Annotated in this window: 20 protein-coding genes; 13 read left to right on the forward strand and 7 right to left on the reverse strand. The window is 53.4% G+C overall.

From position 1 onward, the window contains the following. The first annotated feature begins 33 nt into the window (after positions 1 to 33). The 6 genes from argJ (at position 34) to ACM1PF_RS20185 (ending at position 4920) form a co-directional block, all read left to right on the forward strand. Positions 34 to 1275, forward strand: coding sequence for a bifunctional ornithine acetyltransferase/N-acetylglutamate synthase (argJ, locus tag ACM1PF_RS20160; protein ID WP_416666432.1), 1242 nt, complete (start codon positions 34 to 36; stop codon positions 1273 to 1275). A 13-nt stretch (positions 1276 to 1288) separates the two neighbouring features. Next, positions 1289 to 1828: a Ycf66 family protein gene (locus tag ACM1PF_RS20165; RefSeq protein WP_416666433.1), complete on the forward strand. Its 540-nt coding sequence runs from the start codon at positions 1289 to 1291 to the stop codon at positions 1826 to 1828. Between the two features lie 24 nt (positions 1829 to 1852). Continuing rightward, positions 1853 to 2674, forward strand: a complete 822-nt coding sequence (gene rsmA, locus ACM1PF_RS20170; protein ID WP_416666434.1) for a 16S rRNA (adenine(1518)-N(6)/adenine(1519)-N(6))-dimethyltransferase RsmA — start codon at positions 1853 to 1855, stop codon at positions 2672 to 2674. 279 nt (positions 2675 to 2953) lie between these two features. After that, a complete protein-coding gene (ispE, locus tag ACM1PF_RS20175; protein ID WP_416666435.1) occupies positions 2954 to 3913 on the forward strand; it encodes a 4-(cytidine 5'-diphospho)-2-C-methyl-D-erythritol kinase in 960 nt (319 codons plus the stop codon). 118 nt (positions 3914 to 4031) lie between these two features. Next, complete coding sequence (locus ACM1PF_RS20180) at positions 4032 to 4412, forward strand: DUF3082 domain-containing protein (RefSeq protein WP_416666436.1); 381 nt, start codon at positions 4032 to 4034, stop codon at positions 4410 to 4412. Between the two features lie 22 nt (positions 4413 to 4434). Then, positions 4435 to 4920, forward strand: coding sequence for a hypothetical protein (locus ACM1PF_RS20185; RefSeq protein ID WP_416666437.1), 486 nt, complete (start codon positions 4435 to 4437; stop codon positions 4918 to 4920). Between the two features lie 167 nt (positions 4921 to 5087). Here the strand turns inward: ACM1PF_RS20185 and katG are convergent, their stop codons facing one another. After that, positions 5088 to 7316, reverse strand: a complete 2229-nt coding sequence (gene katG / locus ACM1PF_RS20190) for a catalase/peroxidase HPI (protein WP_416666438.1) — start codon at positions 7314 to 7316, stop codon at positions 5088 to 5090. 212 nt (positions 7317 to 7528) lie between these two features. Between katG and ACM1PF_RS20195 the strand changes: the two genes are divergently transcribed. Beyond that, positions 7529 to 7651, forward strand: coding sequence for a hypothetical protein (locus tag ACM1PF_RS20195; RefSeq protein WP_416666439.1), 123 nt, complete (start codon positions 7529 to 7531; stop codon positions 7649 to 7651). A gap of 500 nt (positions 7652 to 8151) precedes the next feature. Then, positions 8152 to 8943, forward strand: a complete 792-nt coding sequence (locus ACM1PF_RS20200) for a sulfite exporter TauE/SafE family protein (protein ID WP_416666440.1) — start codon at positions 8152 to 8154, stop codon at positions 8941 to 8943. Positions 8944 to 9015: 72 nt separating this feature from the next. On the opposite strand, the gene ACM1PF_RS20205 is transcribed toward ACM1PF_RS20200, so the two are convergent. Beyond that, positions 9016 to 9213 (reverse strand): hypothetical protein, encoded by a 198-nt coding sequence (locus ACM1PF_RS20205; protein WP_416666441.1) that lies wholly within the window; start codon positions 9211 to 9213, stop codon positions 9016 to 9018. A gap of 60 nt (positions 9214 to 9273) precedes the next feature. Beyond that, the gene (gene ileS / locus ACM1PF_RS20210; protein WP_416676736.1) at positions 9274 to 12090 is read right to left on the reverse strand and encodes an isoleucine--tRNA ligase; all 2817 of its coding nucleotides are present in this window, start codon (positions 12088 to 12090) and stop codon (positions 9274 to 9276) included. An 835-nt stretch (positions 12091 to 12925) separates the two neighbouring features. On the opposite strand from ileS, the gene ACM1PF_RS20215 reads away from it, so the two are divergent. Next, the gene (locus ACM1PF_RS20215; RefSeq protein ID WP_416666442.1) at positions 12926 to 15166 is read left to right on the forward strand and encodes a Na-K-Cl cotransporter; all 2241 of its coding nucleotides are present in this window, start codon (positions 12926 to 12928) and stop codon (positions 15164 to 15166) included. A gap of 87 nt (positions 15167 to 15253) precedes the next feature. Here ACM1PF_RS20215 and msrB read toward each other — a convergent pair whose 3' ends face one another. Beyond that, positions 15254 to 15679, reverse strand: coding sequence for a peptide-methionine (R)-S-oxide reductase MsrB (gene msrB, locus ACM1PF_RS20220; protein WP_416666443.1), 426 nt, complete (start codon positions 15677 to 15679; stop codon positions 15254 to 15256). A 258-nt stretch (positions 15680 to 15937) separates the two neighbouring features. On the opposite strand from msrB, the gene ACM1PF_RS20225 reads away from it, so the two are divergent. Next, on the forward strand, positions 15938 to 17362 hold the full coding sequence (locus tag ACM1PF_RS20225) for a choice-of-anchor I domain-containing protein (protein WP_416666444.1): 1425 nt from the start codon (positions 15938 to 15940) through the stop codon (positions 17360 to 17362). A gap of 116 nt (positions 17363 to 17478) precedes the next feature. On the opposite strand, the gene mtnA is transcribed toward ACM1PF_RS20225, so the two are convergent. Next, positions 17479 to 18543 carry an S-methyl-5-thioribose-1-phosphate isomerase gene (gene mtnA, locus ACM1PF_RS20230; protein WP_416666445.1) on the reverse strand — a complete coding sequence of 355 codons (1065 nt, stop codon included), beginning with the start codon at positions 18541 to 18543 and terminating at the stop codon, positions 17479 to 17481. Positions 18544 to 18658: 115 nt separating this feature from the next. Between mtnA and ACM1PF_RS20235 the strand changes: the two genes are divergently transcribed. Both ACM1PF_RS20235 and ACM1PF_RS20240 read left to right on the forward strand, forming a co-directional pair. Next, complete coding sequence (locus ACM1PF_RS20235; protein ID WP_416666446.1) at positions 18659 to 19459, forward strand: class I SAM-dependent methyltransferase; 801 nt, start codon at positions 18659 to 18661, stop codon at positions 19457 to 19459. Between the two features lie 73 nt (positions 19460 to 19532). Further along, positions 19533 to 20327 (forward strand): Uma2 family endonuclease, encoded by a 795-nt coding sequence (locus tag ACM1PF_RS20240; protein WP_416666447.1) that lies wholly within the window; start codon positions 19533 to 19535, stop codon positions 20325 to 20327. A 22-nt stretch (positions 20328 to 20349) separates the two neighbouring features. On the opposite strand, the gene ACM1PF_RS20245 is transcribed toward ACM1PF_RS20240, so the two are convergent. Then, complete coding sequence (locus ACM1PF_RS20245) at positions 20350 to 21231, reverse strand: Uma2 family endonuclease (protein WP_416666448.1); 882 nt, start codon at positions 21229 to 21231, stop codon at positions 20350 to 20352. A gap of 179 nt (positions 21232 to 21410) precedes the next feature. Between ACM1PF_RS20245 and ACM1PF_RS20250 the strand changes: the two genes are divergently transcribed. Beyond that, a complete protein-coding gene (locus ACM1PF_RS20250) occupies positions 21411 to 22355 on the forward strand; it encodes a hypothetical protein (protein ID WP_416666449.1) in 945 nt (314 codons plus the stop codon). 135 nt (positions 22356 to 22490) lie between these two features. On the opposite strand, the gene ACM1PF_RS20255 is transcribed toward ACM1PF_RS20250, so the two are convergent. Then, positions 22491 to 23816 carry a serine/threonine protein kinase gene (locus tag ACM1PF_RS20255; RefSeq protein WP_416666450.1) on the reverse strand — a complete coding sequence of 442 codons (1326 nt, stop codon included), beginning with the start codon at positions 23814 to 23816 and terminating at the stop codon, positions 22491 to 22493. Between the last annotated feature and the right edge of the window lie 200 nt (positions 23817 to 24016).

The raw sequence follows: 24016 nt of genomic DNA on the forward strand, positions 1-24016 counted from the left end.
CATTCTGAATCATAAGGAATAGGGGAGAGCAAGATGGCTGATTGGCAAATCATTTCGGGGGGAATAACGGCTCCGAAGGGGTTTAGGGCAGGGGGAATTACGGCCGGTTTGAAACCTTCAGGTGCACCGGATCTGGCGTTGATTGTGTCCGATGTGGATGCGATCGGCGCGGGGGTGTTTACCACCAGTCAGGTGAAGGCCGCCTGCGTGGATTACTGTCGGCAACGGCTCCAGGCAAAGCCCACCGCACGAGCCATCCTGTGTAATGCGGGTCAGGCGAATGCGGCGACGGGATCCCAGGGATGGGCAGATGCCGTAGAAAGTGCCCAGTTAACCGCGCAGGCATTGGGTATTTCCCATGAGCAGGTGCTGGTCGCTTCCACGGGGGTCATCGGTCAGCGGATCAAAATGGATCAAATGCGATCGGGGATTCCCAAACTCGTTGAAACCCTTTCCCCAGAAGGTTCAGACCCGGCTGCCAGAGCGATTATGACGACGGATTTAGTCCCCAAGACCATTGCCCTGGAATTGACCCTGGATCATCGTCCCGTCCGGATTGGCGGCATCTGTAAAGGGTCTGGCATGATCCACCCCAATATGGCCACCATGCTGGCCTTCGTCACTTGCGATGCGGCCATCTCTCCCCACCTCTGGCAGGAAATGGTGAGTCGGGCAGCCAACAAGAGCTTTAACCAGGTGACTGTCGATGGCGACACCAGCACCAACGACTCACTGATTGCCCTGGCCAATGGTGAATCCCGCACGCCAGCCATTACTGAACCGGGAGCCAATGCCGACAAGCTGGAAGCTGCCCTCACGGAAGTTTGCATGTATCTGGCCAAATCGATCGCCCGCGATGGCGAAGGAGCCACCTGTCTGATTGAGGTGCAGGTTTCTGGAGCCGCCGATGATGAATCTGCCCGGAAAATTGCCCGGACGATCGCCGGTTCCTCCCTGTTCAAAGCCGCCGTTTATGGACGAGATCCCAACTGGGGGCGAATTGCCGCTGCCGCTGGACGGGCCGGAGTCCTGTTTGAGCAGAATGAGCTACGAATTCAACTGGGCGATTTCTTGCTGATGGAAAACGGGCAACCCCTGGCATTCGATCGCGCCGCAGCCAGCAACTACATGAAGCAAGCGGCAGACGGAGCCTACCTGAAACAAGACACCGTTTTAGTTGCGATCCGGGTGGGGCATGGTGACGGAGTGGGTACTGCCTGGGGTTGTGATCTGAGTTACGATTACGTCAAAATCAACGCAGATTACACGACGTAGGGAGGGAATCCAGATGCTGACATATTTACTGGCGATCGTCGTTGCCCTGGCCAGTTTCGCGCTGTATATGTCGGCGTTTTTCCTGCCAGAGCTTTACCGCAAATACGATCTGATCTGGAGCGGGGTCGGCGTGTTCTATGCCTATGAAGTCTGGCACAATGCGGCCCAAATTCGCGGAGCCGTGCTGCTAGGACAGATTGCAGTCTCATTTCTCTTGGGCTGGTTCGCCTGGCAAACCTTCTCGATGCGCTGGGAGCAAACCCCGATCGACCAACGCACCCAGGTGCCTCAGGTGGAAGGAAGTTTGGGAGAGGTGGTGCAATACCAGTCTGCTCGACTATGGGACTATCTACAATCGGATGAATTTCGATCGCGCTTACCCCAAAACTTAGATCAAATACCTCAGAAAGCCTCGAAACTTCTAGAACAGTCCAAACAATGGATCACCTCCACCCTCACCAACCTCCAGTCCTCCACCAAACCGCCCGATTCTCCACCCCCCAACTCGACCGATCGCCTCCATCCTCCTCCGTCTAACCCCCCTTCCGATTAACCCTGATGGTTTTAGCTGATTTTCATGCCCCGTCCCCGTAAACGATTTGCCCAACATTGGCTCCGCAGTGAAGCAGCCCTGACCAAAATTGTCAGTGCGGCGGATTTAAAGCCCACCGATCGCCTGCTGGAAATTGGCCCTGGCACCGGAATTCTGACCCGCAAATTACTTCCCCTCGCCCAATCCGTCGTCGCCGTAGAAGTCGATCAGGATCTGTGCTTGCTGCTGACAAAGCAGTTGGGTGAAAAACCGAACTTTTTGCTGTTAGGCGGAGACTTTCTCACCCTCGATCTGGAGGCTCACCTGACAAATTTCCCTGACTTCCAGAACCCCAACAAAGTCGTCGCCAACATTCCCTATAACATCACCGGCCCCATCCTGGAAAAACTCCTGGGTACGATCGCCACCCCCAATCCGCAACCCTTTGAATCGATCGTCCTGCTGGTGCAAAAAGAAGTCGCCGATCGCCTCTGCGCCAAACCCGGCACCAAAGCCTTCGGGGCGTTAACCGTCCGAGTTCAGTATTTAGCCGATTGCCAGTGGGTCTGCCTCGTTCCCGCCAAAGCCTTCCAACCTCCCCCCAAGGTCGATTCTGCCGTTGTCAAAATCATCCCCCGTGCGATCGATCCTCCCGCCCCCGATCCGCGCCACCTGGATACCCTGGTCAAACTGGGATTCGCCACCCGCCGCAAAATGTTACGCAACAATCTGCAAAGCGTAGTAGACCGCGATCGGCTCAGTCAGGTATTGGAATCGCTGAATTTAAATCCCCAGGCGCGTGCCGAAGATTTGGGTGTGGCAGATTGGGTGGCGTTGAGTCGGCAGATAGGGAGGAGTGAGGAGTGAGGAGTAGGGGCGATTTGGGTGGCGTTGAGTCGGCAGATAGGGAGGAGTGAGGAGTGAGGAGTAGGGGCGATTCGCGAATCGCCCGTACAGGAGCCGGGAGTCGGGGCGTAAGTTGTGATTATCATCCAATCCCTAGACGGGCTATAGTTTTATAGGTTTTCCCGCAACGTTGGTGGGCACTGCCCACCCTACAGCTCGCTCAGTCCTCAGTCCTCCCTCCTCCCTCCTCAGTCCTCAGTCCTCCCTCCTCAGTCCTCAGTCCTCAGTCCTCACCTCCCCATGCACTCCTACTCCCTCATCGCTCCCGCCAAAATCAACCTCTACCTGGAAATCATTGGCGATCGCCCCGATGGTTATCATGAACTCGCTATGATTCTGCAAAGCATTGGGCTGACGGATCAGGTGGATTTGCGGGCGAATGGAACGGAGCAAATTCGAGTCCATTGTGATGATCCCGATGTGCCAGTGGATGAAAGTAATCTGGCTTACAAAGCGGCTGCGTTAATGGCCCAACAATTTCCAGAGTCGTTTAATCAGTTTGGTGGGGTAGATATTTCTATTCAAAAGCGGATTCCGATGGGAGCAGGTTTGGCTGGGGGATCGGCTAACGCGGCTGCGGTGTTGGTGGGCATCGATTTACTTTGGGATTTAGGCTTAACCCAATCTGAAATTCAAGAACTGGCGGCGATGCTCGGCTCTGATATTCCTTTCTGCGTCACGGGCGGAACGGCGATCGCTACTCGTCGGGGAGAATTCCTGGCACCCCTGCCCAGCCTGGATCACCTGTATGTGGTTCTGGCTAAATATCGCAGCATTAGCGTATCAACCCCCTGGGCCTACAAGACCTACCGCCAGCAGTTTCATCCCTCCTATGCCAGGGACTCTGAAGATTTAGCCGAGCGCCGCCAGCGAGTGCATTCCGGGCCGATGGTGGAAGCGATTGCTAAACGGGACGGTAAACGGATTGGTGAATTGCTGCATAACGACCTGGAAAAGGTGGTGTTGCCCGCCCATCCGCTAGTAGACGCACTCAAACGAGAAATGGCGCAGTTCGATACACTGGGAGTGATGATGTCCGGTTCTGGCTCGACGGTGTTTGCCTTAGTGGACTCCCAAGCCCAGGCGGAGGCTGTAGCGCAGCAACTTCGTCAGCACATCTCCGATCCCGATCTGGGCATCTGGACCGCTCCGCTGATCGCCAGCGGCATTCAACTGGTTCGTCCCACTCCCTCCCAATAGCCAAAATTGTTTTTTTAGAGAATTTGAAATTTGCTTGCAATTCTTCACAGGTTTGATTTGCAAATATTAATTTCCAATTTCATTTGAGGCACTATAACTACGTACACAGGTGATGGCTATGTCCAATTCCACACCATCTCAAGATCCATCTCAAGATTCATCAACCCAGTCTCCAACGGTTCAGCCAACTGAGACTGCATCTGCCAAAGGGAGTCGTACCCCTCAGCCCCCTACACCACTACGGTGTTTTACCGGAGCGATGATTGCGGGCGGGTTGACCTACGCCATGTACTCCCTCACCATGTCGATCGCCGAAACCTTTGCCAATAAGCCCTTACCCTCTGGCAACTATCTGGCAACTAACATTGCCGTAGCGGTACGAACCTTAGTGACTGGCATGAGTGCCTTAGGAACCGGGATTTTTGGCATCGCGGCATTGGGCTTGATGGCCTTAGGGATTCAACTGTTGGTGCAGCAACTGAGACAGCCTACCGCCTGAGTTCTGTCGTTTGCTCCAACCTATGTTTAAGGCTGTTTGTACCCTCATTGCAGGGCTAATTTCAGTTGCTCCAGCACTTGCATCCGCTCAACCGGCTCTCAATGCCTCTGTTTCCGGCGTTTGTGGGCTGAACAATCGATCGGGATATTTGATCGTTGATGAAGCAGGGAATTTAGTGGATTTGGTCGATTATTGTCGAAGACATCAAAATCAACTTGAATCCCGAATATTACCCTCTACCCCAGGCTCATCGGCCTTCTGGCAAGCCTTTGAAGCCAGTGCCAGCCCGGAAGCGATCGTCGTAGCCGATTCCCTTGGCGCTGAAGAAGTGGTTGCCTATGCCTCCACGATTTGTCCTTTTTTAGAACAGGGGGGATCTCTCCCTGAACTCCGACAAATTCAGGGAGATGGCCATTTACCCACCAGCTTTGAAGTCGCGGTGACCTATGCCGCAATCAATACCTACTGTCCCGCTTTTCGATCGGAGATTGGCAGGAGGGGCCGGTAGTGAGGGTTCTGCGGAAAAATAAATAATGCGGAAAAATAATAAGGGCGCACTGCTGTACGCCCCTGGTTTTCTAACCGCTTTCAGGTTTTCCGCTGGTTTGCGTCGCCTCGATCTTAATGATCACTGATGATCTGTTTATGATCACCGACGATCGGTTGAAGGTACGCTTAGAAACCCCTCGCAGAGCTTGTCGCCTGAACTGTGCGCAGGTCATAGCGATCGAGGTTCATCACCTTGTTCCATGCCGCCACAAAGTCATTCACGAATTTTTGCTGCGAGTCCACACATCCGTAGACTTCCGCAAGGGCACGAAGCTGAGAGTTTGAGCCGAAGATAAGGTCAACCCGGGTAGCCGTCCACTTCAGGTCGCCGGTTTTGCGATCGCTTCCCTCGAATTCATATTCATCTTCCGAAGTTGCTTTCCAGGTTGTGCCCAGGTCGAGCAGGTTCACGAAGAAGTCATTGGTCAACGTCTCTGGACGCTGGGTGAAGACACCGTGTTTGTGCCCTCCATAGTTGGCACCCAGGACACGCAAGCCGCCCAGGAGAACCGTCATCTCAGGGGCGGACAGGCTCAACAATTGCGCCCGATCCACCAGCATCTCCTCCACCGACTCGCTGTGTTTACCGCTGGTGTAGTTGCGGAACCCGTCTGCTTTCGGCTCAAGCACCGCGAAGGACTCGACATCCGTTTTCTCCTGCAACGCATCCGTGCGTCCTGGCGTGAAGGGCACTGTCACATCGTGACCTGCATTTTTCGCCGCTTGCTCAATCGCCGCACAGCCGCCTAGAACAATCAGGTCAGCGATCGAAACCCGCTTACCGCCAGACTGGGAGTTGTTAAACTCCTGTTGGATGCCCTCCAGGGTTTGCAGCACGGTTGCCAACTGCTCTGGCTGGTTGACTTCCCAATCCTTCTGGGGTGCCAGACGAATGCGCCCTCCGTTCGCGCCACCGCGCATATCGGAACAGCGGAAGGTTGACGCTGATGCCCAGGCAGTTGAAACCAGTTGAGAAACAGACAGTCCCGAATTGAGGATCTTGCCTTTGAGAGTGGCGATGTCCTGCTCATCAATCAACTCATGGTCAACGGCGGGAATGGGATCTTGCCACAGGAACTCTTCTTCGGGAACCTCTGAACCGAGATAGCGCGATCGTGGCCCCATGTCGCGGTGGGTCAGCTTAAACCACGCCTTGGCAAATGCATCGGCAAACTCATCTGGGTGTTCGAGGTAATGCCGCGCGATCGGGTTGTAGATGGGATCCATCTTCATCGACATGTCCGCTGTCGTCATCATAGGGGCGTGCCGTTTCGATGGATCGTGGGCATCAGGTACCGTACCCGCACCCGCATCCCCCTTGGGCTTCCATTGCCACGCGCCAGCCGGACTCTTCGTCAGCTCCCAATCATATTTGAACAGGGTTTCGAGATAGCTATTGTCCCACTGCGTCGGTGTGGGAGTCCAGGCACCTTCGATCCCGCTGGTGATGGCATCAACGCCAACCCCCGTGTTGAAGGTACTCTTCCAGCCCAGACCCTGCTCCACAATGGTGGCACCTCCAGGGTCAGCACCAACGTGGGTTGCTTCGCCCGCACCATGACATTTGCCGAACGTGTGCCCACCGGCAGTGAGCGCGACCGTTTCTGCATCATTCATTGCCATCCGCGCAAAGGTCTCACGAATATCGCGTCCTGAGCCGAGTGGATCAGGCTCGCCATCTGGCCCTTCCGGGTTCACGTAAATTAGCCCCATTTGAACGGCGGCGAGGGGATTCATCAGCACCCGATCGCCTTCGTAACGCTCATTGCCAAGCCAGGATTTCTCAGAACCCCAGTAGATGTCTTCCTCTGGTTCCCAGACATCCACCCGCCCACCGGCAAAGCCGAGTGTCTTGAAGCCCATCGACTCCAGGGCACAGTTGCCTGCGAAGATCATCAGGTCAGCCCAGGAGATTTTCTTGCCGTATTTTTGCTTAACGGGCCAGAGTAACATGCGCGCCTTGTCGAGGTTGGCGTTGTCGGGCCAACTGTTCAGTGGCTCAAACCGCTGACTGCCGGAGCCTGCGCCACCGCGACCGTCACCAATCCGATAGGTGCCTGCGCTGTGCCACGCCATGCGGATGAAGAGCGGTCCATAGTGCCCGTAGTCGGCTGGCCACCAGTCCTGAGAGGTGGTCATCAGCTCGTAGATATCTGCCCTCAGGGCCGCTAAGTCGAGGCTCTTGAACTCCTCAGCATAGTTAAATGCTTCCCCCATAGGATTGGATTGGGAAGAGTGCTGGTGGAGGACACTCAAATTCAGATAATTCGGCCACCAGTCTCGGTTCGATGTCACATGACGAGCCGTAAGTTTCTGCCCTCCGCCCGTAAACGGGCATCCGCTTTCGCTGCTCATAGTGTCTCCTATGTGTGAGGTTTTTGATGTAGTACAGGTAATGCGAACAAATAACACATTGTGATTATTAACGTACGTGATTATTAACGTAATAGATGAGAAATATAATCGACGAGAAGTATAATCAACGATACGATTTGAAACATTCGATCATACCGGCGATCGCATCTCAGAAGAGAAGCCTGCGAAGGGATGACTAGAGAGTAATATCTGTGTCAGGGTGTCAGGTTAGAACGGGAAAATATTTGTTGGAGAAGGGCGATCGCATCCGCATCTTGAATCTCAACCACGGAGAAAGTAAAAATCAGCAGCGTAAGGCTGAAACGCAGTCATAGAGACATAGCAACAACAGCACCCAGAACAGTTTCGCTGAGTTATTTCCTCAATTATCACAAGTCTTTTTAGAGATACCATGAGTCATGATGTAGTTCAATCAATGACCTATGCATTGCTCTCTGTTAAACCAGTGAGGAAATATCAACCACCTGTTTGAGTGCTGTTAGAATTGAACCAAACAAATTCACGTAGGAACTAATTTTACCCTCCTATTATCATGAATTGGACTGTTTAGTTGTGGTCGGAAGCTCTTTCACTTCCATGAATCTAATCTAATACAAATTGGCGGACGATCGCCCGAATGAGACTAAAATTTACGATATATACAATCGCCCAAAATCCTTAATCGTAGCTTTTGGTTTCTTCGTATCTCTTTACGGAATTGCCAATTCTAACCTTTGTGCCTGGGCGTTGGGTTGCCTGGATGCAAGCCTGCATCCCGCGCTTTTTTGCTTGTCTGTGAGTTGCTCGTCTATGAATTGCTCATCTGTGAAAGGCCATGCCCATTTCCCCAATCGCCCTTCCCCAATTGCTCCTTTTAATCACTGTGTTCTTCGGAACCAGCATTATCAGCGTCGTCACAGGCAGTACATCGCTCATTACTGTACCAGTGATGTTGCAGGTGGGTATTGAACCGCGCACAGTGCTTGCTACCAATATGTTTGCTTTACTGCTGCTGAGTATTGGGGGCACCCTCCCTTTTCTGAAAAGTCAGCGCATCGATCGTAGACGCTTACCCGGCTTAATTAGCCTGACATTAGCGGGTTCCACCCTGGGAGCCCTACTGGTTTTAGTGGTTCCTGCTACCTCGATCGCTCCCTTGATCTCAGTGTTCATGCTGGTCATCGCATTATTTTCTGTGGTGAACTGGAATGCTGGAATTAAACCTGTGAGCGGTGAACCCTCGCGGATTGCTGAATTGACAGGTTATGCAGTTACCTTCGGGTTAGGAATCTACAGCGGTTTTTTCATCGGGGGTTATGTCACGATGCTAACGGTGGCATACATTAATCTCTTCCGTATGTCATTTGTGGAGGCGATCGGTATTACTAAACTGGTTAATATCTTCTCCTGTTTAGTGGCGGTGATCATTTTTGCATCGCAGGGAATTCTGGACTATCAGCTTGGGTTAATTCTGGGTATCACCATGTTCGTGGGTGGGTTGATTGGGGGACAGTTTGCGCTGAGATCGAATGATGTTTGGTTAAAGTGCATTTTCATTGTGACGGTGATGGGATTGGCACTTAAGCTAATTTTGGTTCAGATCAACGCTTCCAGGCAAAGTAACTGACTGTATTTTGTTCATGTTTTGCTTTGTTACAGAAATTGTTCTACTCATTCTCTTTTGATCATCTTGTTCGTGTCAGTTCTTTGGATTTAGGTTATTACCGAGAATCTGCTGCTTGCCTGCCTCGTTAAGCGGAGGCAATCGACGGAGAGGGCGACTCATACTCCCTTTATTTTGGAGAGAATCTAGAAACTCACTGACCAGAGGAAGCTGATCGGGAGGCAATTGAGCCAGTTGCTGTTCGATTTTTTGGCGCAGTTCTAAATCAGGCATAAGCGCCCCCCTGGAACAATCTCACAGTAACAATTCTCAACTGCTCCCGTAGAGCCAGGATTAAAACGCTCCTTCCAGTGCCGGAACACAACGCTCACAGAGCAGCGGATGCTCTGCCGATTCCCCCACATGGGTGGAATAATTCCAGCACCGATCGCACTTTTTCCCTTCGGCATCCACCACGCCAATGCCCAGAGCATCAGATTGGGACTGATATTTCAAGCCTTCTAGCTTGGCAGGGGAGTCCAGCAGTTCCACTTGCGAAGTCAGGAACAGGTAGCGCAGTTCATCCACCCGATTACTGCTCAAACTATCAGACGGATTCATGGAAGCCAGGGTTTGCCGCAGTTCCAAATCTGCCACATAAAGCAGGAGTTTTGCCTCCAGGGAAGAACCGATCGCCTTAGCGTTGCGAGCCTGTTCCAGCACCCGGTTCACCTCCTGCCGGACTTTGCGGATTTGTTCCCAGGTGGCAGCCAGTTCCGGCTGTTGCCATTCTGCCTCCAGCTTGACCCAGCCCGACTCAAACACTGACTGGTGCGGGACGGAGTAGGGCAAATATTGCCAGATGTCTTCTGCTAAGTGGGACAGAACTGGAGCGATCGCCCGTGCCAAATTTTCGATCGCCACTGCCAATACGGTTTGACAACTGCGCCGACGGGGGGAATCCTCCGCGCTGATGTAGAGCCGATCCTTGGCAATATCCAGATAGAAGTTGGACAGATCCACCACGCAGAAATTCTGCACCGTCTGGAAGAAGCGGAAGAACTGGAAGGTTTCAAAGGCATCGGTGACTTCGGCAAAGACCTCGGTGATCCGATGCAGCATATAGCGATCGAGTTCAGGTAATTCAGCGTAGGGAACGGTGTGTTTTGCCGGATCAAAATCGTGTAAGTTCCCCAGCAAAAATCGGGATGTGTTACGAATCTTGCGGTAAACATCAGCAAGCTGCTTCAGGATGTTTTTACCCAGCGGCACATCCGAGGAATAATCCACCGACGACACCCATAGCCGCATTACATCGGCTCCGTAGGGCGGTTCTTCCTTCTGGTTCTTGCCCCCTTCAATCACGATCGCCGGATCGACCACATTCCCCAGGGATTTACTCATCTTCCGTCCCTGCTCATCCAACACAAAGCCGTGGGTGAGGACGGTTTTGTAGGGAGCCACACCATTGGTCGCCACACTGGTCAACAGGCTGGACTGAAACCATCCCCGATGCTGGTCTGAGCCTTCCAGGTACATATCCACCGGATAGGTTAAGCCGTCCCGCTGTTTGGCAACTGCTGCCCAGGAGGAGCCAGAGTCAAACCAGACATCCATTGTGTCGGTGCCCTTGCGGTAGGTGTGCCCATCGTTGCGGTAGGCTTCTGGCAAAAGTTCCTCCACCGACAGTTCCCACCAGGCATCTGACCCGTGTTTGGCGATGATCTGCTGCACATGGGCGATCGTCTCTTCGTTCAGGAGTGGCTCATCGGTGGCTTCATCGTAGAACACCGGGATCGGCACGCCCCAACTGCGCTGCCGCGAGATGCACCAGTCCGATCGCTCCGACACCATTGCGGTGATCCGGTTTTCCCCCTGAGCCGGAATCCACCGGACTTCAGAGATGGCTTTCATTGCCTGCTCCCGGAAGCCATCCACGGAGGCAAACCACTGTTCCGTCGCCCGATAGATCACGGGTTTCTTCGTCCGCCAGTCGTAGGGATAGCGATGCACATAATCCTCTTCCTTCAGGAGCGACCCCGCTTCTTTCAAAGCTTCGATCACCGCCGGATTGGCATTCTTCAGGACATTCAATCCCTCGAACTGTCCGGCTTCTGCGGTAAAGTTGCCCAAATCATCGACCGGAGACAGAACGGGCAAGCCGTATCGCTGCCCCACGGCAAAGTCATCCATCCCGTGTCCCGGAGCCGTATGCACCAGTCCTGTACCGGATTCTGTAGTGACGTAATCACCACCAATTACGATCGGACTTTGGCGATCGAACAGGGGATGCTGGTAGGTGGAATGCTCCAGATCTTTGCCAGATAAAGTGGCTTTCACGACTAATTTTGTCCCGAACAGCTCAGACAGCCGCTCCACCAATTCCGTCGCCACGATTAGATAACGGTAGGGCAGACCGTCCTTGGCTTCCACCACAGAGTACTTCAGGTCAGGATTCACCGCCACCGCCAGGTTCGCCGGAATCGTCCAGGGAGTCGTCGTCCAGATCGCCACACCCAATTCATTCAGGTAGGGCGCAAACGCTTTTGCCGTATCGGAGAGGTTCAGCACCTTGAAAGCAGCATACAAACTGCGGGAGGTGTGCCCATCGGGATATTCCAGTTCTGCTTCTGCCAGAGCCGTTTGGGAACTGGGGCTCCAATACACCGGCTTTAAGCCTCGGTAGATGTAGCCCTTCAGCACCATTTGCCCAAATACGCCAATCTGAGCCGCCTCATACTCCGGCAATAGCGTCAGGTAGGGCTGATCCCAATCGCCCCAAACCCCATAGCGCATAAAGCTTTGACACTGCTGCTGCTGCTGCTCCAATGCCCAGGCTTTCGCCCGTCGCCGCAATTCGATCGGCGTTAAGCCCTTCCGCTCCTCTGGCTTCATGGCTTGCAGCACCTTTAGCTCGATCGGCAGTCCATGACAATCCCAGCCTGGGATGTAGCGCACCTTCCGCCCCTGAAGCAGTTGATACTTGTTGATCACATCCTTCAGGGTTTTGTTCATCGCATGACCAATGTGCAATGCCCCATTCGCATAGGGCGAACCATCATGCAGAATAAAGGGTTCTCCCGGATTATTTTGTGAGAGCTTCTGATAAATCTGATTCTCCGCCCAAAATTTTTGCAGTTCAGGTTCGCGTTTGATTGCATTCGCCCGCATATCAAACTTGGTTTTGGGCAGATTGACTGTATCTTTGTAGCTTCCGGGTTCAGTTAGAGTCACGGGAAATACCAGAGGGATATAGGCGTGGACATTCAAAAATTGTATCGAACCATTGTGGATCAAGCGATCGTTTGGCGACAAGTTGGGGGATTTAGGGAGTGAGGAGTAGGTAGGGGCGATAACTCCTGCGGAGTCGCTGCGCGAACGCGATTCGCCCGTACAAGGAATAGGGAGTGGGGTTCTAAATTAAAACTCTTGTGGGGTGGGCATCTTGTCCGCCCAGTCAGCTAGTAGCCCTTCTACTAATACACAAGTCCGATCGTGTTTTTTGAGGTTTGACCCACCCCAGCCCCTCCCAGGAGGGGAAGTTTGACCTACCCCAGCCCCTTCCAGGAGGGAAGTTGAACCCACCGCTACTGTTCGTACGAGGGGAGTTTTGGGAGTGTTGCTTGGGCAGGATGAGGTTGACCTACCATTCCCCTCTTGGGAGCTACCGTGTACACAGATCTTGACTGAGAGGCTCAAACCCTGATAGATCCCCCTAAATCCCCCTTAAAAAGGGGGACTTCTAATCCGGTTCCCTCCTTTTTAAGGAGGGTTAGGGAGGATCAAACCCAGTCGTGGCTAGAGCAGATGACTTGTGTGTACACCGTAGTCTTGGGAGGGGGCAGGGGTGGGTAAAGCCCCACTCTCATAAGCAGTTGTGTATGCTCGGTAGCTCCTCCTAAGGATAGAACTTAACGTTAATCCTCACTTTTCTCCTACTCCATTTCGGCATCTTCCCAGACAATAGGGGGGCAAGTTCCCTTGAACCGTTTTTCAGATCTGACTCATGCCACGCTTTTCGTTTCGCCGATCGCCTGATTCGGCTCAATCCATCCATTCCCCTGAGGGAAAGACCCAAAGTGCCAAGCTGGGCACCTTTGGCGGTGTTTATACCCCCTCCCTCCTCACCATCTTAGGCGTGATTATGTATCTCCGCTTTGGCTGGGTGGTGGGCAATGTAGGGTTGATCGGGACATTAATCATTGTCACCTTGGCAACTTCAATCACTTTCCTCACGTCCCTGTCGATCTGCGCGATCGCCACAGATCAGGTAGTGCGGGCGGGGGGAGCTTATTACATGATCAGCCGATCGCTGGGAATTGAAACGGGCGGTGCGGTGGGGTTGCCGCTGTACTTTGCCCAGGCTTTTTCCGTTGCCCTCTACACGCTGGGCTTTGCTGAAAGTATTACCGAAACCTTTCCCGAACTGAATCAGCAGACGATTGCAGTGGTGACGACGATCGCCGTAGCAGCTCTGGCATTGCAGTCGGCTCAAATTGCCATCCGGGCCCAGTACTTCATCATGGCCGCGATCGCCCTATCCCTCCTGTCCCTTGTGTTTGGCTCCTCCATTGAACCCACCGCGATTGAACCCTTTGGCGCGTCTCCCGCTCGATCGGAAAGCTTTTGGGTGGTGTTTGCGGTGTTTTTCCCGGCGGTGACGGGGATTATGGCGGGAGTCAATATGTCCGGGGATTTGAAAGATCCCTCTCGATCGCTGCCCATTGGCACTCTGGCGGCTGTGGGAACGGGATACATCATCTATATGCTGCTGCCGATTATCCTGGCGGGTCGGGCGGATGCCCTTACCCTGATCGAAGATCCCCTGATCATGCGGCGGATGGCGTTGTGGGGGGATGCGATTCTGTTAGGAGTCTGGGGAGCGACCCTATCCAGTGCGATCGGCAGTATTTTGGGTGCGCCGAGGGTGTTGCAAGCTTTAGCCAGAGATGGCATTTTACCCAATCAACTACGCTGGCTGGGCAAGGGAAGCGGTTTAACCGATGAACCTCGTTTGGGCACCTGGTTTACCCTGGGGATCGCTCTGGCGGTGGTTTCCTTAGGCAGTTTGAATCTAATTGCCCCCATCCTCACCATGTTTTTCCTCACCACCTACCTGGTGTTAAACCTGGCCGCAGGCATAGAAGGGTTTCTGCAAAGTCCCTCATTCCGTCCGTCCTTCAAGGTGCATTGGGGATTCTCACTGCTGGGGGCGGTGGGCTGCTTGGCGGTAATGTTTTTGATTAATGCGATCGCCACAATCGTTGCAGCCATTATCGTGGTGAGCGTTTATGTTTGGCTGGAACGGCGCGAGTTGGAAGCGACCTGGGGAGATGTGCGACGTGGCTTGTGGATGAATTTGGTACGAACCGGAATTTATCAGCTAGACAGTACGCCCGATGCCCGGAACTGGCGACCTCACATTCTGGTGTTATCTGGTGCGCCGACTCGCCGATGGTATTTGATTCAGATGGCCACTGCCTTTACCCATAATCGAGGTCTGGTAACGGTTGCCAGCGTCCTGCCGTCGGGATCGCGCAATCCAGCCCAGCAGGGAACTTTAGAGAAAGCGATCCAGGATTATCTGCAACGGCAGGGCATTCAGGCACTGGTGCGAGTGGTTACGGCTCCTGAACCCTTTGAAGGGGCAGAACGACTGGTGGAACTGTATGGCTTGGGTTACCTGAGTCCCAATACCATTTTGTTGGGCGATACGGAAGAACCGACCCATCGGGAACGCTATTGCCAGATGATCACCACCTTTCACCAGTCCCAGCGCAATATTGTGATTTTACGCGGCATTCCCTCCCAACCCGATGAACACTCCCACAAGCGAAAAATTGATGTGTGGTGGGGCGGTCTTCAGGAGAATGGCGGACTGATGCTGATTCTGGCTTATTTACTGCGTACCAGCCTGGATTGGCAAAACGCAGAAATTCGTCTGAAGCTTGTTGTCCCTGATCCCACTGCCGCTGAAGCCGCTCAGAACAACCTGGATCACCTGGTGCGATCGCTCCGCATTGGAGCCACTCCCCAAATTTTGGTTGCCCAGGGACGCTCTTTCACCGACATTCTGCATGAGTCGTCCAGTACCGCAGATCTGGTGTTTCTGGGCATGGCACCCCCTGGTGAACAGTTCAGCTCCTACTATGGCACTCTCCAGGAACGAACAGCGGGACTCCCCCCAGTGGCTTTCGTGCTGGCTGCCCAGGATATTTCCTTTGTTGAAGTGCTTCAGCGGCAGTGAGGCGGGATTGAGAATCGATCAGGACAGACTGAGCAGGCAAGATGCCCGCCCCACAAGAGTTTAATCTATAACCCTACTCCCTACTCCCTACTCCCCATTCCCTCCCTGCGGCTCAAACTCCAGCGACACCCCATTCATGCAGTAGCGTTGCCCGGTGGGTGCAGGGCCATCATTGAAGACATGACCTAAGTGACCACCACACTTAGCGCAGTGAACTTCTACGCGAGTCATGAAGAAAGAGCGATCGACTGTTGTTTCCACTGCCCCTTCGATCGGCTGGAAGAAGCTGGGCCAGCCCGTGCCGCTATTAAACTTTGTGGCGGATTGGAACAGGGGATTGCCACAAGCTGCACAACGGTACGTCCCATCGGCATAGTTTTTGTCTAACGGACTGGTGCCCGCCCGCTCAGTGCCATGCTTGCGGAGAACATAAAACTGTTCGGGAGACAGGGTTTCCTGCCATTCCTGCTCCGTCTTCGTCACTTCAAACTGTTTGTCTTTTGCGCTTGTCATAGGTTTCAAAAATTCGATCGGCGTTCTCCTTCATTATAAAATTTACAAAACTTTTCATTCGCCTGGGATCGAAAATGATTGAACGGAAAATCAGAATGATGTTTGAATAGCAATCTTAAAGTTGGCTTAAATTCAGCTTTACCTGAGTACTAACCTAAAGGCGGTATCGTAGCTCCTGTGCTTTGAGTCTATTGTGAGGAGCAGGTATCGATGCTGAGAACAGTTGTTCGCAGATTAGGAAACCTTAAACAAAACATCATGTCGCTTCGTCGGCATCCATTAATGTGGCTGGTGATCGCCCTGATGAGTTTGGGCTTGACGGTCATCACAGCGCAAATCAGTTTAGCTCAGGCTGCTGCGATTCAAGCTGAAGTGGTCTTTACACTAACAGATTTGGGTGGGGCTGAAATGCTGGATGTGTCTTCCGATGGTAGTTTGGCAGTCGTTGCCGGAGGTGAGACAGCTACGGTTGTCAATATTTTGAGCGATCGGCTGACCGTAGCGCAAACCTGGACGTTAACTGAAGAGTACTTCCCGGAAGGATCAGCTGCTGCTGAAATTACAGGGGTGTCCGTCAGTCCTGATGATTCCTATGCCCTGGTCGGAGTCAAGGATAACGATGAAGCCAACCTGGCGACCTTTGATGAAGTACCAGGAAAGGTAGTTGCATTGTCTATCCCTGACCTCACGGTGTTGGGGCAAGTGACGGTAGGACGCGGCCCGGATTCAGTGGCCATTGCGCCTAATGGCTTGTTTGCAGCGGTTGCGAACGAAGATGAGGAAAACGAGGAGGATTTGACCAATCCGGCAAATCGTCCGGGAACGGTTTCAATCATTGATTTGAGCAACGGCCCAAGTAGCATGACCCAGGTGGAAATTCCGCTGCCGCCGGACGGTATTCCTTTTTTTCCAAACGATCCCCAGCCCGAAACGATTCGCATTGCTGCGGATAACTCCTTCCTGCTGGCCACCCTACAGGAAAATAATGCTGTTGCCCGCATTGAGGTTCCCAGCCCACTCCCCTCACCATTGGATGCCAGCGCATTCACTGTGACTAATTTCGACATGGGCATTCGCACCGGGTTGGGGCTAACTGAAGATCGGGCGGGCGAAGGAATTTGTCGTTCCAGCAGTTATGACCCGTCTCTGCGGCAGGAATACACCGCGGCACGCGAGCCAGATGGAATTGCCCTGTCCCCTGATCTCAGTTTCTTTGTCACAGCGGATGAAGACAATTTAACTGGAGTCAATGAACAAAGTTATGAAGGCATTCTCATGAGCCTGCATGGAACCCGCAGCGTGAGCGTATTTGATGCCCAGACTGGCGCATTACTTAGCGACAGTGGTGACACGATCGAAGACAGTGTGATCGCGTTGCAGCTCCCCCAGCGGTGTAGTAGCAAGGGACCTGAGCCTGAAGTGGTTTCGATCGGAGAAGTAGGTGGACGGGTGTTGGCATTCGTGGCGATCGAGCGATCGGATGCGGTCACGATTCATGATGTGACTGATCCTCGAAACATTGAGTTACTCGATACTGTAATTCTCAATCCCAACGTAGTTGCCGCTGATATTGCTGCCGAGTTGGAGCCTGAGGGGATTGAGTTTATTCCGCAGACGAATCAGGTGGTCGTCTCTAATCCTGAAGGAGGTTCCATGAGTTTGATCAACCTCACTGTACAGTAATTGTCAGGAATAAACTCACACCAGCCCATCATGCCCTCCCATCTCCAATCCCAAGGGAACACAAACACCCTCAGAATTGAAGGTTTGGGAGGGCAAGGTTTAACCAATTTTTCTGCTTACCCCACCTGCTTCTCATGAAACTGGATTAGATCAGCAGGCTGAATCGCGCCAAACTCCGTAATGATGGCGGTGATCAAATGAGCGGGGGTCACGTCAAAGGCGGGATTGTAGAACTCAACGCCGGGAGGACAAATGCGGGTTTCGCCCACTTGATAAACCTCCACGGAATCGCGTTCCTCGATCGGAATTTGACTGCCTTCGCTCAGGGAAAAATCCACCGTAGACAGGGGAGCGGCAACGAAGAAAGGAACATTGTGAGCCTGAGCCACGATCGCCAGACTGTAAGTGCCAATCTTATTCGCCGCATCTCCGTTTGCTGCAATCCGATCGGCTCCAACCACGACTGCATCAATCAAACCCTGCTTCATGCAGTGGGCAGCCATGTTATCCGTAATCAACGTTACGGGGATGCCATCCTGCACACACTCCCAGGTGGTGAGCTTGGCTCCCTGTAACCGGGGCCGGGTTTCATCGGCGTAGAGTCTTTCCAAACGACCTTCGCGCCAGGCCGATCGTACGACTCCCAGGGCCGTGCCGTATCCTGCTGTGGCCAACGCGCCAGCATTGCAGTGGGTGAGTAGCCGGAGTGGTTCCGGAGTCTGCGGTAAAACGCTCAACCCATGATCCCCGATCGCCTCACAGGTGGCGATATCCTCCGCATTGATGGATTTGGCCGTTTCCAGCAGAGACTCTTTGAGAAATGCGACATTTCCCACCGTTTGCCGTGCCGTTTTCACCATCCGATCGATCGCCCAGAACAGGTTCACGGCTGTCGGTCGAGTTGCTCGCAGCTTAACGGCAACTTTTTCCAGTTCGGTTAAAAATTTTTCTCGATCGTCGGTTTGAATTTCCCGCGCGCCCAGATACATTCCATAGGCCGCCGCTACGCCGATCGCCGGAGCACCCCGGACAATCATGGTTTTGATCGCCAGAGCCATATCATCACTACGACTGATTTCAACCACTCCAAATTCATTAGGGAGTCGAGTCTGGTCAATTAACCGAACGTGGTCTTCGTACCAGTAAACGGGAAAAACCTGGTTGGGGAAATGAGTGCTCATGGGGTCTTATCTCTCAGCAATAGGTAACTGACGATATCGGGTGGAACTCCAAATTGATCTCAATATACTCTTTAGGTGGTATTACAGACCAAGGGAATCCCTATCCGCACAACTCATGAATCAACCTCCTGAAACAATTCCGCTCCATAGCCAGAACCCCCTGGGGCGATTTTCCGATCGAGCTGAAGACTACGCCAACTACCGACCCAGCTATCCCTCAGCGGCGATCGACTGGATTTTAGAGGGAATGGGTTTGCCCTCTGAGCTAACCATTGCTGATGTGGGAGCCGGAACCGGAATCTCTGCCCGCCTGATGGCAGACCGGGGAATTCGCGTTTGGGCGATCGAACCTAACGCCGCCATGCGTAATGCTGCTGTCCCCCATCCTTTAATTGAATTTTGTAACGCCACGGCTGAACAGACCCAACTCCCCAATCAATCCGTTGATCTAGTCCTGTGCGGTCAGTCCTTTCACTGGTTCAACAAACCCATTGCCCTGGAGGAATTTCACCGCATCCTCAAACCTTCAGGACGACTGATCCTCATGTGGAACGATCGCAACCTGGAGGATCCCTTCACCCTGGCATTCTCCCAGATTGTGAGCCAGGCTGCCGATCGCCAAATTTTTGACCAGACCGATCGCAAATCTGGTTCAGTCCTGAAGCACAGTCCCTTCTTCACCCACTTCCGCACCCATACCCTGTTTCACACCCATCCGCTGAATTTAGCTGGACTGACTGGACTCGTCCTCAGTTCGTCGTATATCCCCAAATCCGGCGCAGCCCACAAACAACTGCTCCAGGAGCTAACCGCCCTCCATCATCACTGGAGCCAATCTTCCCCCGATCGCACCGTTCCCCTCTCCTACCGCGTCAATCTCTACCTGGCCGATCGGGCAAATGAGGCGATCGCCTGAGCAATTCCACCCTGGGCTTTAAATCCAGGCGCGGACTTTACACTGGACATAGTCAACGCGATGAGCAACGCTTATGTCTTCCCCAACGATCGACTCTAACCCCACGCTGCTGGAGGAAGCGCAACAGAACGGCGTGTACTTCCCTCCAGGTGACCTTTATAGTGATGAACCGCCCTTGGAAACTGACCTGCATCGGGATCAAATTGATTTGCTGATTCGACTGCTGCGATGGTATTGGCAAGATCGTCAAGACTTTTATGTGTCAGGCAATATCACGATCTACTACAGTCCCCATCAACGCAAGTCAGAGGACTTCCGAGGACCAGACTTCTTTGTGGTGCTGGGTACGAAGCGCAAACCCCGCAAGAGTTGGGTGGTGTGGGAAGAAGAGGGGAAGTATCCCCATGTGATTGTGGAACTGCTCTCAGATTCGACTGCTAAAACCGACCGGGGGTTGAAGAAGCAGATTTATCAAGACATTTTCCGCACACCAGACTATTTCTGGTTTGACCCTGCCACGCTGGAATTTAAGGGCTTTCACTTGCTGGATGGGGAGTATCAGGAGCTACAGCCGAATGCTCAAGGGCAGTTGTGGAGCCGCCAGCTTGGTCTTTACCTGGGTACCTACAACAGACAATTGCGATTCTTTACTGCGGAAGGAGATTTGATTCCAACTCCAGAAGAATCGGCCCAAGCGGCGGAGGGGGTTGCTGAAGCGGAACGGCAACGGGCTGAAACGGAACGACAGCAGGCTGAAACGGAACGACAACGGGCTGAATCTGAACGACAACGGGCTGAATCTGAACGACAACGCAGTGAAAAGCTAGCTGCAAAGCTACGGGAATTGGGTATTGACCCCGATGCTTGAGGTTTTGATTCGTCACCCTCGCTCAAAGCTGATTCACCTGTTCAGTTGATAGTCCCAAAAGCTCTGCCACTTGGGCGATCGTCATTCCAGTCGCCAGCAGATTTCGGGCTGCATCCAACAGTTGGGCCTGCGCTTGCTCTTTTGCCTGTCGTTCCTGCTCTGTATCCGTCAAGTACCAATGACCCTCTGCGTCACACCACCGCAGCCAGCAGCTTGAGATGCCTTCAAAGGTGCCTTCCCATAGCCCCAATCCAATCTGCAAATCTGTCAGCCAGACCTGAGGATTGGTCTGATTCACGGGTTGCTCCTGGTAGCAATCTCCTATCCACTGAAAATAGCGCAGTTGCCGTTTCTGACGGCTATAGGTCAGGTAGTGGGGCACTCGGAGGTGCTGCTCGTACACATTAAACTTCGCTGGAGGAGAGCCTTCCGGATTGGGGATCGTATCCGTTGGAGACAGATCATCTCCTTCAATCCCCTCGATCGCATCTTCCTGGCGATAAAAGCGTCCCAAATCTTCTGACTCCGTTCCTGGGGACAAAAACTCAATCACCACATGGGGATTTTTCCCCTCTTGCCAGGTGACGTAACTCCGGCGAAAGTCACGTCCATCATAGAGACGAGGAATGCCTACAGCCAAAAACCAGTCTGGACGCTTGTACCAGAGGGGATGATGGACATCGTAATACAAGTTAAGGTCGGATCCAGTAAACCACTGGTTGCGGGTATAGTCTGCCAGCGATAAGGTGCGGCTCAACAACTGGGGCTGGAGGTCATGAAATTCGTCAGGCAATCCGGGCTCCCCAATGACTTCACTGGGCAAATCATACATGGTGGGCAGGGTCTCGCGGGGCGGGCGAGGCGGTTCGGTTTGAGGAACGGCATGGCCGGTGGTTGGGGGCATGGTGGCACTCAGGAATCGCTGCTTTCCATTGTATCCGGTGTAACCAGACTGCTCTAGTGTTTGAAGTAGGGAGAGCTAGATTTAGGCCCAGGTTGCCATTCCCTGCGTGCTCTGAATTAAAACTGAATTAAAACGGTATAAAATGCATCGGTGCCCATCCCCAACACTAGACAAAACTCATGCCATTCTTCTGCCCCTCCCCCCTCTCGCTCCCCTTCTCCCTTCCCCTGCTAACCCTTACCGCCTTGAGTCTGCCTTTCCTCACCCTCCCCACCCAAGCCACCCCCAATCCTCAACTCTCCCCTCCCCACTTCCAACCCCCAACCTCCAACTCCCAACCCCCAACCTCCAACTCCCAACTCCCGACTCCTGACTCCCTCCCAACTCCTGACTCCCTCCCAACTCCCGACTCCCGACTTCTGACTTCTGACTCCTTCCCCACTCCCCACTCCCCACTCCCCACTCCCCACTCCTTCCCCACTCCCCACTCCCCACTCCTCACTCCCCACTCCTCACTCCTTACCCAAACCCCTCCCGTTCTCGACCCCACCCTGATCGAATCCAGCCCCACCCTGCAACGTTGGCTAGAATCAATCCCCGACGTTCGATCGGACATCCGCAACGATCCCAGCTTCCGCACCCGCCTCCGGATTGGTTATTCCCAGTTTCCCTCCACCGATCAAGCTGCCGGACTCAACATTGGTGTGGAAGATATTTTCATTGGGCGATCGGGATTGACCGTCAGTGCCGATTATCAAACCGCCTTTGATGCCGATCGGGAAGCCTATGGAGCCGATGTGCGTTACTATGTGTTGCCCCTGGGAAGTTACGTGAATCTGGCCCCCGTGGTGGGCTATCGATCGGTGCAGGGTGAAGAATACGATACCGATGGTGTCAACCTGGGTTTCCGGGTCTTGCTTGTACCGTCCCGCACTGGAGCCGCTGATCTGTCCTTTACTCAAACCTGGGTCGCTCCCGGCAGCAGCGAAGAAGTCGGCATCTCCACCCTATCCTTTGGCTATGCCGTCACAGACCAACTTCGCCTGGCCACCGATTTACAAAAACAAAACGCTCCCCAGGAGAAAGATAGTCGTGTGGCGATCGTCTTAGAGTGGATGTTTTGAGAGTAGATGTTTTGAGAACAGGAATTGCAGACAGGCATTTCTCCCGACTCCCGACTCCCGACTCCCGACTCCCGACTCCCGACTCCCAACTCCCGACTCCTGACTCCCAACTCCCGACTCCCGACTCCTCACTCTTCACTTCCCCTCCAACCCTAACCAATCCCCAATTTCATGCACCAACCACTGCCGTTCTGAGACGACTAGCGAGGGCGCAAATCCGCCAAACTTATACTCCTGTGCTCCCGCCTGGATCGCTACTGTGGTAACGGGCTGTTCGTTCACCTTCATGTTTTCCTGGCTTTGAAACACACTCTGAATCGCGGCTGTGGGCCCCTGCTGCTGTCGATAGCGATAACCAAAGAGTCGCCACTCCATCAAAAACGTATCTCGATCGAACCGAAGATAGGTTTCGCCGAAGGCTGGAAAAACCAGAATTCCCAGGGGAAATAGTCCTGCGATCCAGAAAATCAGGATAAAGGGAAAGGCGAATATACCAAAGGGGATCGTGATGCCGTACCAGATGGTCAACCACATGATGATAAACGCATCCCCACCCCGAATGCCTCGTCCCGGCACCCGAATTTCCAACTCACTCCGCGATCGCCGTACTTCCACCCGACTGCCATGCGGTTTGCGGGTGTCCAGGGTTCCCCCGACTGCCTGGGGGCGTAATAATGCTTCGATCGCCTCTTTGGCAGTGCGAAATCGCTGATCTAAATCGGGTTCGACGAGCTGTTCAATCCACCGCAGAAAAGCAGGGCTGATATTGACATAATCCCGAAATTGCAGTTTCAGGTTGCGCTGGGGTAAATCAGCGGGAGCAATTCCCGTCAACAAATGCGCCAGGGACGCTCCCAGAGCATACAAATCGGAAGCCTCCACAGCCCGTCCGCCAAACTGCTCGATCGGCGTATAACCGTAGGTTCCAACTACCGTAAAAGTGGACCCTTCTTTGATGGCCCGATCCTGCACGGCTCCAAAGTCAATTAGATAAATCTGGTCATCATCTCCCAGGATCAGGTTGCTGGGCTTAATGTCTCGGTGGAGGACAGGCGGATTCAGTTCATGCAGGTAGGCGAGAATTTGCAACACCTTACCGGCGATCGTCTGGGTTTCCGCTTCTGAGAATCTGCGTCCCTCACCCATCAACTCCCGCAGCGATCGTCCAGGAATGTAATCCTGTACCAGACCAAACCACAGCACCCGATCGTCGATGGTGAAATAATCCCGACATTTGGGAATCCGAGGATGATCCAACTGCTTCAGGATTGCTGCTTCCCGCTCAAACAGCTTCAGGCTATCCCACTGCACCTGACCACCCAACTCCAGCACTTTAACCACCACCAATTCCGATGGCTGAATGCCCAAATCCTCTGCCAGCCAGGTTTGCCGTCCTGCATTTTGTCCCAATTGCCGCTTCAGCAGATACCGCCCCTGTAGCTGTTGCCCCGCCTCTAACATTGGGTGACTCCGTCCTATTGCGAAAATACCTTATGTGTCGATGGTACTCTACGGTTCTGGGGAAGGCATCCCTTGGGGAAGTGAGGAGTGAGGAGTGAGGAGTGAGGAGTGGGGAGTGAGGAGTCGGGAGTCGGGAGTCGGGAGGGATGAATGCTAGTTTTTGTAGGGTAGGCATCTTGCCTGCCCAGTCAGCAAAGCAG

The sequence above is a fragment of the Egbenema bharatensis FJBBOT/2019 genome (assembly GCF_048077055.1).
Lineage (GTDB): Bacteria > Cyanobacteriota > Cyanobacteriia > Elainellales > Elainellaceae > Egbenema > Egbenema bharatensis.

Bases quoted from the DNA above. Each gene is read 5' to 3' on its own strand.
- ACM1PF_RS20240 (WP_416666447.1), top strand. From the start codon at position 19,533: ATGTCTTCCCCAACGATCGACTCTAACCCCACGCTGCTGGAGGAAGCG.
- ACM1PF_RS20255 (WP_416666450.1), bottom strand. From the start codon at position 23,816: ATGTTAGAGGCGGGGCAACAGCTACAGGGGCGGTATCTGCTGAAGCGG.
- ACM1PF_RS20250 (WP_416666449.1), top strand. From the start codon at position 21,411: ATGCCATTCTTCTGCCCCTCCCCCCTCTCGCTCCCCTTCTCCCTTCCC.
- ACM1PF_RS20200 (WP_416666440.1), top strand. From the start codon at position 8,152: ATGCCCATTTCCCCAATCGCCCTTCCCCAATTGCTCCTTTTAATCACT.
- ACM1PF_RS20185 (WP_416666437.1), top strand. From the start codon at position 4,435: ATGTTTAAGGCTGTTTGTACCCTCATTGCAGGGCTAATTTCAGTTGCT.
- ACM1PF_RS20225 (WP_416666444.1), top strand. From the start codon at position 15,938: ATGTCGCTTCGTCGGCATCCATTAATGTGGCTGGTGATCGCCCTGATG.
- mtnA (WP_416666445.1), bottom strand. From the start codon at position 18,543: ATGAGCACTCATTTCCCCAACCAGGTTTTTCCCGTTTACTGGTACGAA.
- ACM1PF_RS20180 (WP_416666436.1), top strand. From the start codon at position 4,032: ATGTCCAATTCCACACCATCTCAAGATCCATCTCAAGATTCATCAACC.
- ACM1PF_RS20245 (WP_416666448.1), bottom strand. From the start codon at position 21,231: ATGCCCCCAACCACCGGCCATGCCGTTCCTCAAACCGAACCGCCTCGC.
- ACM1PF_RS20235 (WP_416666446.1), top strand. From the start codon at position 18,659: ATGAATCAACCTCCTGAAACAATTCCGCTCCATAGCCAGAACCCCCTG.
- ispE (WP_416666435.1), top strand. From the start codon at position 2,954: ATGCACTCCTACTCCCTCATCGCTCCCGCCAAAATCAACCTCTACCTG.
- rsmA (WP_416666434.1), top strand. From the start codon at position 1,853: ATGCCCCGTCCCCGTAAACGATTTGCCCAACATTGGCTCCGCAGTGAA.
- katG (WP_416666438.1), bottom strand. From the start codon at position 7,316: ATGAGCAGCGAAAGCGGATGCCCGTTTACGGGCGGAGGGCAGAAACTT.
- msrB (WP_416666443.1), bottom strand. From the start codon at position 15,679: ATGACAAGCGCAAAAGACAAACAGTTTGAAGTGACGAAGACGGAGCAG.
- argJ (WP_416666432.1), top strand. From the start codon at position 34: ATGGCTGATTGGCAAATCATTTCGGGGGGAATAACGGCTCCGAAGGGG.
- ACM1PF_RS20165 (WP_416666433.1), top strand. From the start codon at position 1,289: ATGCTGACATATTTACTGGCGATCGTCGTTGCCCTGGCCAGTTTCGCG.
- ileS (WP_416676736.1), bottom strand. From the start codon at position 12,090: ATGCGGGCGAATGCAATCAAACGCGAACCTGAACTGCAAAAATTTTGG.
- ACM1PF_RS20205 (WP_416666441.1), bottom strand. From the start codon at position 9,213: ATGCCTGATTTAGAACTGCGCCAAAAAATCGAACAGCAACTGGCTCAA.
- ACM1PF_RS20215 (WP_416666442.1), top strand. From the start codon at position 12,926: ATGCCACGCTTTTCGTTTCGCCGATCGCCTGATTCGGCTCAATCCATC.